The sequence below is a fragment of the Ruegeria sp. C2 genome (assembly GCF_056537765.1).
This window is the reverse complement of the sequence record NZ_JBQFRZ010000001.1, coordinates 498,004-513,688: the sequence shown is the minus strand read 5'-3', so window position 1 is coordinate 513,688 and position 15,685 is coordinate 498,004. Positions and strand designations below refer to the sequence as shown.

General features: G+C 54.1%; 12 protein-coding genes and 1 tRNA gene. 9 read left to right on the top strand and 4 right to left on the bottom strand.

Annotated features, from left to right (window positions below):
• The first annotated feature begins 60 nt into the window (after positions 1-60).
• The 7 genes from ACR0IV_RS02595 (at position 61) to ACR0IV_RS02565 (ending at position 9,591) form a co-directional block, all read left to right on the top strand.
• Entirely contained in the window at positions 61-984 is a 924-nt protein-coding gene (locus tag ACR0IV_RS02595; RefSeq protein ID WP_480658007.1) for an N-acetylmuramic acid 6-phosphate etherase, read from the top strand.
• Positions 981-2,231, top strand: coding sequence for an ABC transporter substrate-binding protein (locus tag ACR0IV_RS02590; protein ID WP_480470114.1), 1,251 nt, complete (start codon positions 981-983; stop codon positions 2,229-2,231). Before ACR0IV_RS02595 ends, ACR0IV_RS02590 begins: the two co-directional genes overlap by 4 nt.
• Positions 2,232-2,297: 66 nt before the next feature.
• Positions 2,298-3,212, top strand: coding sequence for a carbohydrate ABC transporter permease (locus tag ACR0IV_RS02585; protein WP_480658008.1), 915 nt, complete (start codon positions 2,298-2,300; stop codon positions 3,210-3,212).
• Between the two features lie 10 nt (positions 3,213-3,222).
• Positions 3,223-4,062, top strand: coding sequence for a carbohydrate ABC transporter permease (locus tag ACR0IV_RS02580; protein ID WP_170393445.1), 840 nt, complete (start codon positions 3,223-3,225; stop codon positions 4,060-4,062).
• A complete protein-coding gene (locus tag ACR0IV_RS02575; RefSeq protein WP_480658009.1) occupies positions 4,059-5,093 on the top strand; it encodes a Gfo/Idh/MocA family protein in 1,035 nt (344 codons plus the stop codon). Before ACR0IV_RS02580 ends, ACR0IV_RS02575 begins: the two co-directional genes overlap by 4 nt.
• The gene (locus tag ACR0IV_RS02570; RefSeq protein WP_480658010.1) at positions 5,090-6,085 is read left to right on the top strand and encodes an ABC transporter ATP-binding protein; all 996 of its coding nucleotides are present in this window, start codon (positions 5,090-5,092) and stop codon (positions 6,083-6,085) included. The genes ACR0IV_RS02575 and ACR0IV_RS02570 overlap by 4 nt, the downstream gene beginning before the upstream one ends.
• A gap of 770 nt (positions 6,086-6,855) precedes the next feature.
• Entirely contained in the window at positions 6,856-9,591 is a 2,736-nt protein-coding gene (locus ACR0IV_RS02565; RefSeq protein WP_480658011.1) for a hypothetical protein, read from the top strand.
• Positions 9,592-9,633: 42 nt separating this feature from the next.
• Here the strand turns inward: ACR0IV_RS02565 and ACR0IV_RS02560 are convergent, their stop codons facing one another.
• The 4 genes from ACR0IV_RS02560 to ACR0IV_RS02545 form a co-directional block, all read right to left on the bottom strand.
• Positions 9,634-10,974: a phosphatase PAP2 family protein gene (locus ACR0IV_RS02560; protein WP_480733216.1), complete on the bottom strand. Its 1,341-nt coding sequence runs from the start codon at positions 10,972-10,974 to the stop codon at positions 9,634-9,636.
• 58 nt (positions 10,975-11,032) lie between these two features.
• Positions 11,033-12,814: an adenylate/guanylate cyclase domain-containing protein gene (locus ACR0IV_RS02555; RefSeq protein WP_480658014.1), complete on the bottom strand. Its 1,782-nt coding sequence runs from the start codon at positions 12,812-12,814 to the stop codon at positions 11,033-11,035.
• 193 nt (positions 12,815-13,007) lie between these two features.
• Positions 13,008-13,271, bottom strand: coding sequence for a hypothetical protein (locus tag ACR0IV_RS02550; protein ID WP_480658016.1), 264 nt, complete (start codon positions 13,269-13,271; stop codon positions 13,008-13,010).
• Between the two features lie 520 nt (positions 13,272-13,791).
• Positions 13,792-13,878 (bottom strand) — tRNA-Leu (locus ACR0IV_RS02545).
• A 129-nt stretch (positions 13,879-14,007) separates the two neighbouring features.
• Here ACR0IV_RS02545 and ACR0IV_RS02540 point away from each other — a divergent pair.
• The gene (locus tag ACR0IV_RS02540) at positions 14,008-14,667 is read left to right on the top strand and encodes a DsbA family oxidoreductase (protein ID WP_480658017.1); all 660 of its coding nucleotides are present in this window, start codon (positions 14,008-14,010) and stop codon (positions 14,665-14,667) included.
• A 39-nt stretch (positions 14,668-14,706) separates the two neighbouring features.
• Positions 14,707-15,363 (top strand): lipoyl(octanoyl) transferase LipB, encoded by a 657-nt coding sequence (lipB, locus tag ACR0IV_RS02535; protein ID WP_480658019.1) that lies wholly within the window; start codon positions 14,707-14,709, stop codon positions 15,361-15,363.
• Positions 15,364-15,685: the final 322 nt, after the last annotated feature.

The following is a 15,685-nucleotide window of genomic DNA, read 5'->3' as shown; positions in this document are numbered from 1 at the left end:
CAAAATGGTAGACTAATGGTATCTAAAAGGTATGATATTGAAGAACTGGGGGAGAATCACTTGCGCACACCTGTGACGGAACAATTGCATCAGAAGGCCATTGGGCTCGACACACGTCCGCTGACGGATGTCGCTGCCCTATTGGCTCAGTCGCAGGCCACTGCAGCCTCGGCTCCGCTGGCAGCGACCGATCCGATCTGCGCAGGTGCGCGCGCCATGGCAACCACGATCCGAGCGGGTGGCAGCCTGTGTTACCTTGCTGCTGGATCCTCGGGCCTGATGGCCGCCGCCGACGCGTTGGAGCTTGGGGGTACGTTCTCGATCCCGACAGATCAGATCCGGATACATATGGCAGGCGGTCTGCCCTCCGGCGCGGAAATGCCCGGAGATGTCGAGGATATCTCTGCCACTCTCACAGATGAGCTTGCCGATCTATCACCTCAGGACACCCTGATCGCCGTCTCGGCCAGTGGCACAACCCCTTACACTGTCGCAGCGGCCCAAATCGCACGCGGCATAGGTACGACGGTCATCGGCATCGCCAACAACGCGGATACCGAGCTTCTGCGGTTGTCGGATCATGCGATCCATTTGCCGACACCGCCCGAACTGATCTCCGGCTCAACCCGGATGGGCGCAGGTACGGCGCAGAAGATTACGCTGAACATGCTATCAACGCTGATGGCGGTGGAGCTGGGGCATATTCAGGACGGCATGATGATTAATCTGCGCGCAGACAACGACAAGCTGCGCGCCCGAGCCAACGGAATCGTGTGCCAATTGACGGGTGTTAACCCCGAACAGGCAGCGTCTGCGCTGACGACGGCGCAAGGCAATCTCAAATGCGCAGCATTGCTGGCGGCGGGCGCTGCGTCGCTGGATGTGGCGCAGGCGATGTTGCGTGAGACCAACGATCACCTCCGCCCCGCTTTGAAGCGGCTGAAACAAAACCAAGAAACCATCAACCTGGGAGACACGAAATGAAACGCAAAGTTCTAAGCCTTGCCTTGATGAGCACGGCGCTAGTCACAAGCGCTTATGCGCAAGACGCCACGCTGACGATTGAAAGCTGGCGCAATGACGATCTGGCCTTGTGGCAGGAAAAAATCATACCGGCGTTCGAAGCTGAGCATCCCGGTATCAAGGTGATTTTCTCACCTTCTGCCCCTGCGGAATATAACGCTGTGCTGAATTCCAAGCTTGAGGCCGGATCAGCTGGCGACCTGATCACCTGCCGCCCGTTCGATGCCTCGCTGGCACTCTATGAGGCAGGCCACCTGACAGACCTTTCCGATCTGGAGGCGATGGGCAATTTCTCGGACGTCGCCAAATCCGCCTGGCAGACCGATGACGCATCAGCCAGCTTCTGCGTACCGATGGCATCGGTGATCCACGGCTTCATCTACAACAAAGACGCGTTCAATGAGTTGGGCATCGAGGTTCCAACCACTGAGGCCGAGTTCTTTGCCGCCCTCGACAAGATCAAGGAAGACGGCACTTATATCCCGATGGCGATGGGCACCAACGACCAGTGGGAAGCCGCCACAATGGGCTATAACAACATCGGCCCGAACTACTGGAAAGGTGAAGAAGGCCGTCAAGCGCTGATCAAGGGCGAGCAGAAGCTGACCGATCCACAGTGGGTTGCCCCTTATGCGACGCTGGCCAAATGGGCGGACTATCTGGGTGACGGATATGAAGCGCAAACCTATCCCGACAGCCAGAACCTGTTCACGCTGGGTCGTGCGGCGGTCTATCCAGCAGGAAGCTGGGAGATTTCGGGCTTCAACACGCAGGCCGATTTCGAGATGGGCGCCTTTAAGCCACCGGTCCAGAACGCGGGCGATACCTGCTATATTTCGGACCACACCGATATCGGCATCGGCATGAACGCGGCGAGCGAGAACCAAGAAGCTGCACGCACCTTCCTAGCTTGGGTCGCAAGCCCCGAGTTTGCCAGCATATTCGGTAACGCCCTACCCGGTTTCTTCCCGCTATCCAGCACTCCGGTCGAGTTGGAAGATCCACTGGCCAAAGAAATCGTAGGCTGGCGCGAAGAATGCGAAAGCACGATCCGTTCGACCTACCAGATCCTGTCGCGCGGCACACCGAATCTCGAAAACGAGACTTGGGGTGCATCCGTTGCCGCCATCAAGGGTGCCGAAACACCCGAAGCGCTGGGTCAGCAACTGCAGGACGGTCTGGCCAGCTGGTACGCACCACATCAGTAACACCTAGGCCGCTCACACCGGACGCGGCTACCGCGTCGCGTCCGGACCTTTTCCCCGGAGATTCCCATGCAGACCCGCCGCATACGCTGGCACATTGCCGTTTTCCTCGCCCCTGCGGTGCTGGTCTACACGGCAGTGATGATCTTCCCCTTGTTCAACACCCTGCGCCTCGCATTGTTCACCGAGGTCGATCAGACACGCATCTACGTGGGTCTGCAGAATTTCCGCACCCTGTTCTTCGATCCGATCTGGTCCGAGCAGTTCTGGAACGCCTTGGGCAACAACTTCTGGTTCTTCCTGATCCACATGCTGGTGCAGAACCCCATCGGTGTCGCTCTGGCGGCATTACTTTCGCATCCCCGCCTGCGGTTTGCGGCACTCTACCGGTCCGCGATTTTCATTCCGACCATTCTGAGCTTTGTCATTGTCGGCTTCGCGTGGAAACTAATCTTGTCCCCGCTTTGGGGCATCGCACCTTCGATGCTGGACGCCGTTGGTCTTAAGTCGCTGTTTGCACCTTGGCTGGGCAAAGAAGAATATGCCCTGACGACGCTGGCACTTGTCTCGGTCTGGCAATTCGTCGGCATCCCGATGATGTTGATCTACGCCGCCCTGCTGTCGATCCCCGAAGAAATCCTTGAGGCCGGGGAAATAGACGGCATCACCGGAGCCTCGGCATTCTGGAAGATCAAACTGCCGTTGATCATCCCTTCGATTGGCATCATCTCAATCCTAACATTTGTGGGCAATTTCAACGCCTTCGACCTGATCTACGTCTCGCAAGGCGCGCTGGCGGGGCCGGATTTCTCAACCGATATCCTCGGTACCTTCATGTATCGCACCTTCTTTGGCTTCCAGCTGCAACTGGGCGACCCGCATATGGGCTCTGCCATCGCTGGCGCCATGTTCGCCATCATCCTCGTGGGCGTCTGCATCTATCTCTTCGGTATCCAGACCCGGATGCGCCGGTATCAACTGTGAGGATCGCCGGATGAACAAAGCACGCCATAACCCGCTGAACACAGCCGCCATGCACGGGGCGCTGATCCTCTATACCCTGATCGCCCTGTTCCCGGTCTTCGTGATCATCATCAACAGCTTCAAAACCCGACGCTCGATCTTCCGCGAGCCGCTCGCCCTGCCCGATGCCGAAAGCTTTTCTCTGATCGGTTATCAGACGGTGATGAAACAAGGGGATTTCTTCCTTTATTTCCAGAACTCGCTGATCGTGACCGTGGTTTCGTTGGCCTTCGTCTTGCTGTTCGGCGCGATGGCCGCTTTTGCCCTGAGCGAGTACAAGTTCAAAGGCAACACCCTGATGGGTCTCTATCTGGCGCTTGGGATCATGATCCCGATCCGCATAGGCACAGTGGCCATTCTAGAGATGATGGTGGCGACCGGGTTGGTGAATACCCTCTGGGCCCTGATCCTTGTCTATACTGCGCAAGGCCTGCCTCTGGCTGTGTTCATCCTGTCCGAATTCATGCGACAGGTCTCAGATGATCTAAAGAACGCAGGCCGCGTCGATGGCCTATCCGAATACACCATCTTCTTCCGGTTGGTACTGCCTCTCGTCCGCCCCGCTATGGCGACCGTCGCCGTGTTCAATATGATCCCGATCTGGAACGACCTCTGGTTCCCGTTGATCCTCGCCCCGGCTGAGGAAACCAAAACACTGACACTGGGCAGCCAGGTCTTCATCGGCCAGTTCGTCACCGACTGGAACGCGGTTCTGTCGGCGCTCAGCATGGCGATCCTGCCTGTGCTGGTGCTCTATGTCATCTTCTCACGCCAGTTGATCCGCGGCATCACTTCAGGAGCTGTGAAATGACCAAAGTTCTGATCGCTGGCCTTGGCAATATGGGGCTGAGCCACGCGCTAGCCCACCACCATCACCCGGACGCGCAGATCGTGGGATTGGTGAACCGGTCCGGTCACGTGGACCATCCCGATCTGTCAGGCTATCCGGCCTATTCAGACTTTCAGGCAGCTCTGACTGAGACGAAGCCGGATTTGGTGGTCGTCGCCACCTACTCCGACAGCCACGCCGATTTCGCCTGCACCGCGATGGAGGCCGGAGCGCATGTCTTCGTCGAAAAACCACTAGCGACGACTGTGGCTGATGCCAAACGAGTTGTAGCGAAAGCCATTGAAACCAAACGCAAACTGGTCATCGGCTACATCCTGCGCCATCATCCTTCGTGGATGCGCCTGATTTCCGAGGCCCGCGATCTGGGCGGGCCATACGTGTTCCGCCTGAACCTCAACCAGCAAAGCAGCGGGGCCGAGTGGGAAACACACAAAGCTCTGATGCAGACCACCTCGCCCATCGTCGATTGCGGTGTGCATTATGTCGACGTGATGTGTCAGATCACTGACTCCGACCCCGTGCGAGTCCACGGCATGGGCCTGCGCCTAAGCGATGAAATCGACGAAGACATGTATAATTACGGCCAGTTTCAGGTGGTCTTCGAGGACGGCTCGGTTGGCTGGTACGAGGCTGGCTGGGGCCCGATGATGTCCGAGACTGCGTTTTTCGTAAAAGACATCGTCTCGCCCAACGGCTCGGTCTCGATCACCGATGGTAACAAGGGTGCGTCAGCCGATATCGACGGCCACACCAAAGTCGGCGGCCTTCTGGTCCATCGCCCCGATGGCGACCAAACAATCGACATGCCCGATGAGCCCGGCCATCAGCAGCTCTGCGATGCCGAACAAGCCTATATGCTGCGCGCCATCGCCGAGGACATCGACCTGACCCGCCATATGAACGACGCCGTGCAATCGCTGGCCATCTGTCTAGCTGCCGATGAAAGCATCCGCACTGGCCAACCCATTTCGCTGAAAGAGGCAAACCCATGACCGCCCTGACGCTTACGAACGTGAACAAGTCCTTCGGTACAGTCGAAGTCCTCAAGGATATCAACATCGAAGTGGAAGACGGCGAGTTTGTTGTCTTCGTCGGCCCTTCGGGCTGTGGTAAATCCACCCTTCTGCGCGTGATCGCGGGGCTTGAGGATGTGACTTCGGGCGAAGTGCGCATCGGTGGAGATCTGATGAACCTCACACCGCCCTCCAAGCGCGGCATCGCGATGGTGTTTCAAAGCTATGCGCTCTATCCGCATCTGAATGTGCGCAAGAACATGTCGCTGGCACTGAAACAGGAAGGCCAGAGCAAGCAGGTCATCGAAGAACGCGTCGCTAAGGCCAGCAAGATGTTGAATCTTGAGCTATACATCGACCGCTACCCTTCTGAATTGTCCGGTGGCCAACGCCAACGTGTCGCCATCGGTCGCGCCATCGTGCGTGAACCCAAACTGTTTTTATTCGACGAGCCTTTGTCCAATCTGGACGCCGCCCTGCGCATGAACACGCGGCTGGAAATCGCCAACCTGCACCAGCAGCTCGATGCTTCGATGATTTACGTCACCCATGACCAGACCGAGGCGATGACGCTCGCCGACAAGATCGTCGTCCTGCGCGACGGGCGCGTCGAACAGGCCGGCAGCCCGATGGAGTTATATAACAACCCCGCCAACCAGTTCGTTGCAGGCTTCCTCGGCGCGCCCTCGATGAATTTCTTCCCCGCCAGTGTAATCGGCGACAGTGCAGACACGACTCTGGGCATCCGACCCGAGGACCTGTACCTGACCGACGAGGGCCCCCTGACCGCGAACGTGACTCATGTCGAGCATCTGGGCGGTGACACCAACGTGATCGCGATGATGCAAGACCACCAGATTACCGCGCGTCTGTTCGGCCAGCATCAGGTCAATGCTGGTGAATCCGTGCAATTCGGCTACGCCCAGGATCGAACCTATCGCTTCAACCAACAGGGTGCCCGTCTCACCTGACATAATTAAACTACGATTTCGGGATGATTGTGCCGTCGTGATATATTGAAGACCTGAACACAACTCCGTCCGTACGTTCCCGAATATCTCAAAACCCAGCAGAACCGTTTTAAAACATACGAATAGTGCTTCCATTCGCCTCCAGATGGATCACCATGTCTCACAGTAGAAGATGGGCCAATACTAGCACTTATTAAGCTATCATCATTGCAGGTAATGAATGCCCAACCCGGCAAATACTCCGATGGTCCTAGCTTCTGGCTGCACAAAAAATTGGTGAAAGTGGCAAGTGGTTTCTTTGAGTTCATGCACAAGAGTGTCGCATCAGAATACAGTTTAATAGATTGGCCTTCTGTTCTGCTGAGACAAACCAGAACTGAAGTCTAGTAAGATGCGGGTTGTTGCCTGCAAGGGAAAGAGCGCACTTTCATGGCATTCGGTGGTTGTTCAGACAACAACAAGCTAATCGCTCGCAATGGTACAAAACCCATTACGCGTGACTTTGGCGCACTCAAATGCCAATGAGCTCGTTTCATGAGGGTCAAAGGCTAATTCAGCGACCCCAGAAGCATACATTCTTCTGATCTCACAAAAATAAGCGTAGCTCGAATATCAAGTGGCCGAATGAGTCTGAGGCAAATTCGACATGAAAACCCGGCTTAAATGGTCGAAAGGTCAAACTTATGACGGCTTTTGCTCAAGACGCTATGTTTGGATTAAGCAGAAAATCTATGCTATAAATTGGGCATTGTAGAAATACATACAGGGTTTTGATTTTCGAATTCGTACAGAAGGGTTTAATTTTCATGGAATGGTCACCTCCAAAAGAAGCCCTACACCTAGTTCGCTTTGGATCTGGAAACGACAACCGACGCCCTGTCATTGTTGCGCAACATGCCGACTGGCCATACGCGTTCGAAGCTGACCCTGCATCGACAAATCTTGAGGATGAACTCCAAAAGGCAGCGTTTGATTATCTAAACGATCTCAAAGCTCGCTTTGACCATAGATACCCGCCAAATCCCGGCGAAGTTTCAGGCTTCCTGCCCGATGAGTGGCTGAGTGCACTGGACCCTTCGAAGATGTTTCCGGGAAAAATCCTATTCGGTTGGTATCCTTTGATCCGCCCCGGAGAGGCAGCCAAACCGATCTCATCTCGCGAGATCGACATACATAAGGAAAAAGGATCAAGAGCTTTTATCCTTGTAGCTGGCGAAAACTCTAACACAAACGACCCGGCGGATCCGGTTACCAGCGGATTTGGCGTGCGTGTGTTTATGCGCGCGCACAAGGATCAAGTAAAAATCTCGTCTATGGTCGCGCATCTGCCCTACTCGCCCTACACCACGTTTGTTGCCCAGTTTGCCCAAGGTATACGTGGGCTTGATGACGTCGCCATCACGACATACGCGGAAGCATTTCTTGATAGATTAAGACGAATTTTCGCTCGAGAAATTAAAGCTGAAATCGCCGACGCGGCAGGACAGAACATCGATACTCTCAGGATCGCGCAGCTTCGCCTTGTCAATTCTGGTGAGCCTTTTCTGAATGAGCGTGGATTCCTTTCCGATTGGGTAACATACGGTGTCAAAAAGACACCACTGGATGATATTTATTCCAATCAGCAGGCTAAGCCATTCATTGCCGCGCAAACGCGTATGTTATTCGCGTTGGAACGAGTGCAAAGAATCAGATTTCAATTTGGCTGGTCTTTGTTTTCGGATTCCGGTCCGATGGTGACAGTGAAAACAATTGATCAGGATCCCGTTTCCGACCCGGGCATCGAGGACCCACCACCTTATATGTTCATTCCCAGACCGGCGACAAATCTCGATGAAATTGACCGGACGACTGTAAATATTCGCAGAAAACTGGAAACTTCTAGTTTTGCGATTTTGAATTGCCCCGGTTTCGTGGAAGCCGACAAAGATGAGAACCCGAACACTACGAGGGAAATCCGGATCGCAAGCGGAGAGGATATAAACCCCAGATCGGACGAGCAATCGGCAATCTCCTCTTACGTGTCATTCAAGTACTTCTTTGATCTGCTTGAATTTCTAAAGATCGACCTCAGCGCGCTTATGCGAACAACCGAGGCGCCGGTTCATGTTCGGTACCGCTCTGGCATCCCCGGTGGGCCGGGAAAAGACGGGCGAACTGTGAACGCACGTGTCGAGCTTGGCCCGCTTGCGGCCCCCACACCGCCGAAACTTGGTAGAACCATTGTTCATCTTGCGCTTGCGAACTTGAACCACTGGCATCGCGAAACACCAACTCCTGGAAGTTTCAGGCCCCCTAGGGCGCAACCACTGGGTATTGCCAACAGCCGTCGCTGGATCTTACACGAGCTTGGGCATGTGGTGATCCTTGGTGCGCTGGGAGAGCTAGAGTTTCGTTTCGCGCACAGTATCGGGGACGCATTCGCGGCTATCATGTCCGACCCGCTTTCACGAATTGCTGAAGCCAAATCAACCGGGCCGTGGAACGACTTCCGCTATCAAACGTTTCCTTGGGTGTTCTCAACCCGCCGCCACGACAGAAGCGTGTTGAACGGCTGGGGTTGGAGCGGCTACATGCACCAGGATGTCCTGTCTGCCCCCGAGGCGCAATTGCGAAACCTCAAGGGCTATACTAGCGAACAAGTACTTTCGACCACCTTGTTCCGCCTTTATCGAATATTGGGCGGCGATACGCATCGGGCAAACGATCCAGATAATCCGGAACCTGATACTGTGCGACGCACAGCAGCGGCCAATCTTTGCCTCTACCTCATGGTTCGCGCCATAGACAGTTTCGGCCACGCTCCCTTGCGGGCAGAGGAACTGGAAACGGCAATGATTGATGCCGATACCTCACTTAGCGCAGGTTTTGACTTGAAGGGTGGGCACACCTGGACCGGCGGACAGGCGCGCAAGGCGATCCGATGGGCTTTCGAAGTGCAAGGGATGCACCCTGAAATTCCGGACATGATCAACAACGGCCCCGGCGCACCGCCGCCCGTTGACCTATATGTACTCGATCGACGTGAACTTAAGGAAATTACCGTGGCTGGTGAAGTCCACCATGGGGAAGGGAACTATTTACCGGTATCATTGCACACGGGCATGGACGCCGAATGGTTGGGCCACGGTCCACCCAATAGATTCACTGTCGGGAATCGAGGATCAAATTCCGCTTCGAGTTTTGTCATTCGTATCTGGAATGGTGACGATATGGGTGACACAGTTAACTGGACCGGCGGTCCTAATAAAATTTTAATCGACCAGCCCCTAGAGGCCCAAAGCACAATTGATGTTGATTTGTCGGAACACGGCGTGGACCTCTTAGGCTCAGACTGGACGTTTGTCGAAATCAGTACACCCGCGGATCGAGCCAATACCGATCCTATGGCGATGCTAGCGTCAAAAATAGAAGACGCGGACACGCCGCCAACCACGAAAAGCCGGCTTGCTGACCTTGTAGCGACGGATAACAATCTGGGCCTGTTCCCCACAGTCCAGCCTTAAGATCTAGATCAGTTCATGCCTGCGACGTGCTGGCCTAACTCGTCAAGGCATAGGCCATTCTGCCGTCGAGCGCTGGAACACCATTTCCAGCATAGGTGATTTAATGTCTTGTTTTTTGCCGGTAATCACGCCACCGGCGATGTTCCTGTTTTTTTCATTACCCCGGAAACCGGGGGCGGTTGTGCTAGTATTCACTTGGGCATCCAGAACAAGCGCGTCCCAAACCCCCGCTGCCAAATGCCTGGAGGCGGATGTATCCGATGGGTAATGAACGCCGATCCGCTCTCGATTCACGGCGATCCGTTGGGCGAGAAGAAGCAGTGGCGACAAAATCGGCGCCGTGCCAGCTAAATCTGCCCATTTTGGAGCCCGGAAAGGTGCTCCATCGCCCGGCGGACTGATTGCTACACCCAATCGTTGGGCTAACGCAGGAATTTCGAGCAGAAACAGCGAGATGAAATGTGCCAGAAACGCATGGCCGCTTGGAAAGGCCGGATGCATCGGTGGTCCGAACGGCGGCATCAATCCGGGACAGATCAATGATGGGCGGACTCGTTTGAAGAACGCTTTGTACGCGAAATACACCAGATTACCGATTGCCAAACCACATGAAATCAGCTCCAGCGTCCACGGGTGATCACGGCGGTTAGCGCCAATGAACTGGATGACATAGTCGTGCAGGTTGTCCGCCTGTAAATCGGCCTCGTTCAGATAGGAGGCGCGATCCTGTTTCATGTAGTTGTCCAACTGAGATAATTCGGCTTTGATATAGTCCCAATAATCCGGCTCAGCTGGCGTACGGGGAGAAGGAAGCTCGGGGTGCCAGTACAGATCCTGGCGTGTAATCCATTCCAGCACTGCATATTGGACCTTATCCGGCAACCATTCATCAGACTGCGTTGCAACTTCTCTGGCAGCAACAATGCTTGGAGCATCCGGATCTGCCGACTTCAGCCATTCTGTCAGATTGGGGTCAAAGGGCCGGGACCAGAAACGCAATGCCGGATCCCAATCGCGGGGTCGCCATTCAGCATACCACTTTCCCACTTCAGGTTTGATTTTATGCGCACTGGGAAACGAAGGCGCGCCTGTATTGTCAGGAGAGAACTCAAGTGCCCAGGGTCTGCGTCTTAATTCGAATGGTGTCGCATAATAGCTTCTAGGAAAGCCACCGCCATCGGGAATTGATCCTGCAGTGGCGAAGACTTGGCCTTGTCCTTGGCCCTGACCCTGTCCTTGGCCCTGACCCTGACCCTGTCCTTGCCCCTGGCCTTGGCCTTGCCCCTGGCCTTGGCCTTGCCCCTGGCCTTGGCCTTGCCCCTGGCCTTGTCCCTGACCTTGACCTTGACCTTGACCTTGACCTCGTCCCTGACCATAAGTCATTTTGGATACCCCCATTTTATAACTATTTCAAAAACTTCGTGGCATTTCTTCTTTCAATTTAATGCGGCAACCCTGCCTTCAACAATCCTGACTTCAAAGCCTTCTTGTCCTTCGCTCTTGCCAGAGGATACCACGAAATAAAACGTTCGACCGAAAAATCCTGATCAAGATTCAAAAGCTCATTTGCAATCGATTTTGCTTTACTCAAGTTACCATCATTTGCCAGCGCGGCAGCAAGCATACGTAGTGTTGCAGCATAACGAGGATTTGCCTGATAGGCTTTCGTTAACCAGTGTACGGCCTCTTCGTAGTCTTCGTTCATAAATTCGGCCATTCCCGCTCCACACCACCACGAGAAATTCAGACTATCAAATGGGCTGAGCCTGAAAGCATTACGAAATCGGGTCATCGCTTCATCGCCACGCCCCAAATAAGAAAGAGTGATAGCGCTCGTCGCCCATCCCATCGCATTGTTTTGATCCAGCGATAGCGCGTTGTCGAACAACTGCATCGCAGATGCCGGATCGCCTTTGACAAGACTGGTTAGATGAGCTGCAACGACCTGACAGAACGCATCGTGTGGATCCAGCGCAATTGCCCGTTGTGCGTGATTGAATGCCAGTGCTTTGTCCCGCTCCACGTCGTCTGAACGTTCCTCTCCATAAAGAAAGTTCAATCGCCATGCAGCCATCGCGTGGGCCCTGGCAAATTCTGGATCAAGTTCCAGCGCTCGTTGAAGCGCTATTTCCGAAAGCACAAAACTCTCTTGTGTGAATAAATAAAGTTGGGAGCTGGCCTTGAGCACACAATCATATGCGTGAAGGCTATGTGTTGGTCTATTTCGAACGCGCGCCGTTTCTGCGGCCTGAAGACGCGGCTCAAAGGAACCCACCACAGACGACACGATCTCATCTTGGAAATCAAAAATATCCCGAGTTTCACCCCTAAATTGCTCTGCCCAGACAGTGTGATTCAGGGAGGCATTCACCAATTGAGCGGAAATGCGCAAACGCCCTTTGTCCCGACGCACAGTGCCGCAGAGCACATAGTTTACGCCCAGTTTAGCTGCGATATCCTGAATATCGCCCGTTTTCTCCACAAATTTCTGAGAGGAAGCTCGTGCAATTACATGAAATGCATGACTTCTGGATAATCCGGTAATTATGTCTTCGGTTATTCCAGTTCCAAAATAAAGTTCCTCTTTATCTCCAGTCGCTGAATCAAAGGGTAACACCGCCACCGCCGGTCTCGACGACCATTCCAAGTAGGGATGATGTAGTTTCGAGGATATGCTTTTATCTCCGTCGTTGGGCTGAACAAGATAGGCATGCACTATACGCTCGATGTTCTTTAATCTTGGTGTACCAATATCCTGAAAGGTCGCATCAACTCGCCCCCCGACTAGCTCGCGAACGAGACTGGTAACGATAATTTGTCCTGGCTCTGCTGCAGAATGCAACCGAGCCGCGATATTTATCCCGTCTCCAATAACAGAATCTTCGTAGTCCAACACCTCATCAACGTTAACTGAGATACGTAATCGAATTGTGTCGTCACGAAGTTCGGAAGCCCAATCCTCAATAGCTTTTTGGCTCTCAACAGCCCATTCTAAGGCCGAGATAGCGCTTTCGAAACTGACCAGAAGGGAGTCACCTGCAGAACCGACCAATGCACCATCAAATCTAGCAATCAGGGGCATCAACAAGTTCTCTTGCAATTCCTGCCAAATCTCGCCAGTTCGCAGGTCGTCCTGTGCCACCAATCTGGAAAAATTTGCGACGTCAGCAAAGGCGATAGCAATCAGTCTTCTTCGACCAACAGTATTTACTTTGCGAGCCAATCCGATAACTCCAATCGAAAACAGTAAATTCGATAACTGATGTATTTTGTCGAATATTAGACAATAGGCTCTTGTTGCCGCAAGTCCCCGTCCTTGAAGCAACGTGCTGTTTGACGGTCGATGCTTTCAATGCTGACTTTTTTCAAAGGCTTCTTCGGGGCGTCTGTAAGGCAGCCGAACGTGCGGTCTATTCTCACCATGCCTTTCGGTCATCAGCCAGTCCCTTGTCTTGAGCGTAGACGTCTCGCATATCGGCTAAAGTTGGTTGTGGAGGTTCTGCATGCGGGTTCAGTACCGCAGACGCCACTTCAGGCGCTTGCCCTTGCTTCGCGAGACCCTCGGCGAAGATACCTCGCATCAAGCTGTTATCTTCGAGACCTTGGATGACAGTCATGTAGTGTTCGGCCAAGCGATGCACGTCGATGAACTTCTGTGTTGGTGACCGAGCATCAACCATCGGGTTCCGCCTAAGGGGTCTTCAACAATGGTGTCAAAGTTACTCCGGTGAAATTGATACTCACGCTGAAAGTCAGCCCCTACACACGCCTGTATATGTTTCTGGTAGGCGGCGCCCTCCTCGCGGATTTCACGTACCCACTTCTGCCACCTTCTATGGAAACGCCTTTGGATGTCACTGATGCAGTTGATGTACCTGATCGGCATTCAGGGCCCCTTCTTGAGGATTATGTCGAGCGAACTGCTTAACCATCGGTTCAGGCATTGAGTACTCACCAATCGACACCAGAATCTCTGGCAGACCTAATTTCGCCTGACCAGAGCCTCAGCCAAGTCCTGCGTTCCGAGACCCCGCACGATCTGCTTCCTACCTATTATAGCTTGATATTCGTTGAGTACTGCGACTCTGCCCGCGTGCCCCTTGCTTCTCATAAAGAGACCCTTTGGCACCCGTACATCCATCTCAAAAGGCTCCATTTGCCATTATATTCAGCGAAGAAACCTGTTGAAAATCAAGTACTTGGTGCGGTCGAGAAGACTCGAACTTCCACGGGTGTTACCCCACAGCGACCTCAACGCTGCGCGTCTACCAATTCCGCCACGACCGCACTGCCAATGACTTGGTAGGGGGCGTATAGACGCTGGACCGCGCGATGTGAAGAGGCAAAAACACACGTGATTGAATTCACTCGCTTTAGCCATATCTAAACGCAAAAGGAAGCATTCTGGAGCAGCAAATGGTCTCGCCCGATCCCCGCCCCACCGTACAGATTGATGTTGTATCTGATGTGGTCTGTCCCTGGTGTATTGTTGGCTTTCGCCAGCTTGATGCAGCCCTGAAGCAAGAGAATGTGCTGGCCCGGTTACGCTGGCATCCGTTCGAACTAAACCCTGCCATGGGTTCCGAAGGACAGAACTTGCGCGAGCATATTGCCGAGAAATATGGCTCTACACCTGAGCAGAGCCAGCAAGCGCGCGAGCGGCTGACCGCTTTGGGGGCCGAACTCGGCTTTACTTTCAGTTTCACCGATGAAAGCCGGATCGTGAATACCTTCGCCGCGCATCAATTGCTGGATTGGGCGGAAATGCAGGGGCGTCAGCATCCGTTGAAGCTCGCCCTATTCGAGGCCTATTTCACCAATCAACAGGATGTTTCCAAAACAGAGGTATTGCTGGACGCGGTCGTGACAGCCGGGCTCGACCCGAATGCGGCACGCGCGGCGCTTGAATCGGGTGCACATGCCCAACCAGTGCGTGAGAAACAACAATTCTGGACCAGCCGGGGCATTTCTGGTGTGCCTTCAATGGTTTTCGGCGGGAAATACCTGCTGACCGGCGCGCAAGGCGCCGACACCTATGCGCAGGTACTGCAACGTTGTCTGGCCGAGGCTGCCTGACCCCTTCACCCTACCCCGCGGACGGTTTAAGAGACGGCTATGGAATGGAAGACCACTGACGGCCTCGTTGATTACGAAGATGCCACCGCCTTCATGGAGGCGCGTGCCGCTGCGATTGCAGCGGGAGAGGCGGATGAATGCATCTGGCTGCTCGAGCACCCGCCGCTTTACACAGCCGGGACATCTGCGAAGCGTGAAGATCTGACCGACCCGGATCGTTTTCCGGTCTATGAGAGCAAACGTGGCGGTCAATATACCTATCACGGCCCTGGACAGCGGGTGGTCTATGTCATGCTTGATGTAGGCAATCGCGGACATGACGTGCGCCGCTTTGTGCAGCAGCTTGAGGAATGGGTGATCGCGGCCCTTGCCGAATTCAATGTTACTGGCGAGATACGCGAAGGTCGCGTGGGTGTCTGGGTACAGCGGCAAGACAAACCTCTGACGGTGACGGGACAGCTGGCCGAGGACAAGATCGCTGCCATAGGAATCCGCCTACGGAAGTGGATCAGCTTCCACGGCATTTCGATCAATGTCGAACCAGACCTGTCTCATTTCGCAGGTATCGTACCTTGTGGGATTCAAGAGCACGGGGTTACGTCTTTGGTAGATTTGGGGTTGCCGGTGACGATGGATGACGTCGACGTGGCGCTCAAAAAGACCTTCCATGAAGTGTTCGCGACTGAAGCTGTCTGACGTATACGTGATTCCACGTACTGGGAATGATCAGGGTCAAAATCCCGGACAACAATGTCGATTTTCCGGGCATTCTGTTTCGCAAACCATGCGGGTGTTTCCTTTGAATCGCCCCAATTCGCCTTAAATTCAGGGATTCTTCACATCCCCTCCTTACAAACGCCATCTAACCACATAGTATGTACTGGCCGTTCATGAGTGAGTGGTGTGTTAACCGGTGATCGCAGGGCTGCCCAGCGAAATCCGAGAAGTGTTTGGTTACGAGTCTGCCGTTCCGACCCCATATCGGAACGGCAATTCTCGTTTTAGGAGCCTGTTTTCC

Coding starts and splice junctions, on each gene's coding strand:
- ACR0IV_RS02590 (WP_480470114.1), top strand. CDS start 981: ATGAAACGCAAAGTTCTAAGCCTTGCCTTGATGAGCACGGCGCTAGTC.
- ACR0IV_RS02585 (WP_480658008.1), top strand. CDS start 2,298: ATGCAGACCCGCCGCATACGCTGGCACATTGCCGTTTTCCTCGCCCCT.
- ACR0IV_RS02580 (WP_170393445.1), top strand. CDS start 3,223: ATGAACAAAGCACGCCATAACCCGCTGAACACAGCCGCCATGCACGGG.
- ACR0IV_RS02575 (WP_480658009.1), top strand. CDS start 4,059: ATGACCAAAGTTCTGATCGCTGGCCTTGGCAATATGGGGCTGAGCCAC.
- ACR0IV_RS02570 (WP_480658010.1), top strand. CDS start 5,090: ATGACCGCCCTGACGCTTACGAACGTGAACAAGTCCTTCGGTACAGTC.
- ACR0IV_RS02560 (WP_480733216.1), bottom strand. CDS start 10,974: ATGACTTATGGTCAGGGACGAGGTCAAGGTCAAGGTCAAGGTCAAGGT.
- ACR0IV_RS02550 (WP_480658016.1), bottom strand. CDS start 13,271: ATGGTTGATGCTCGGTCACCAACACAGAAGTTCATCGACGTGCATCGC.
- ACR0IV_RS02540 (WP_480658017.1), top strand. CDS start 14,008: ATGGTCTCGCCCGATCCCCGCCCCACCGTACAGATTGATGTTGTATCT.
- lipB (WP_480658019.1), top strand. CDS start 14,707: ATGGAATGGAAGACCACTGACGGCCTCGTTGATTACGAAGATGCCACC.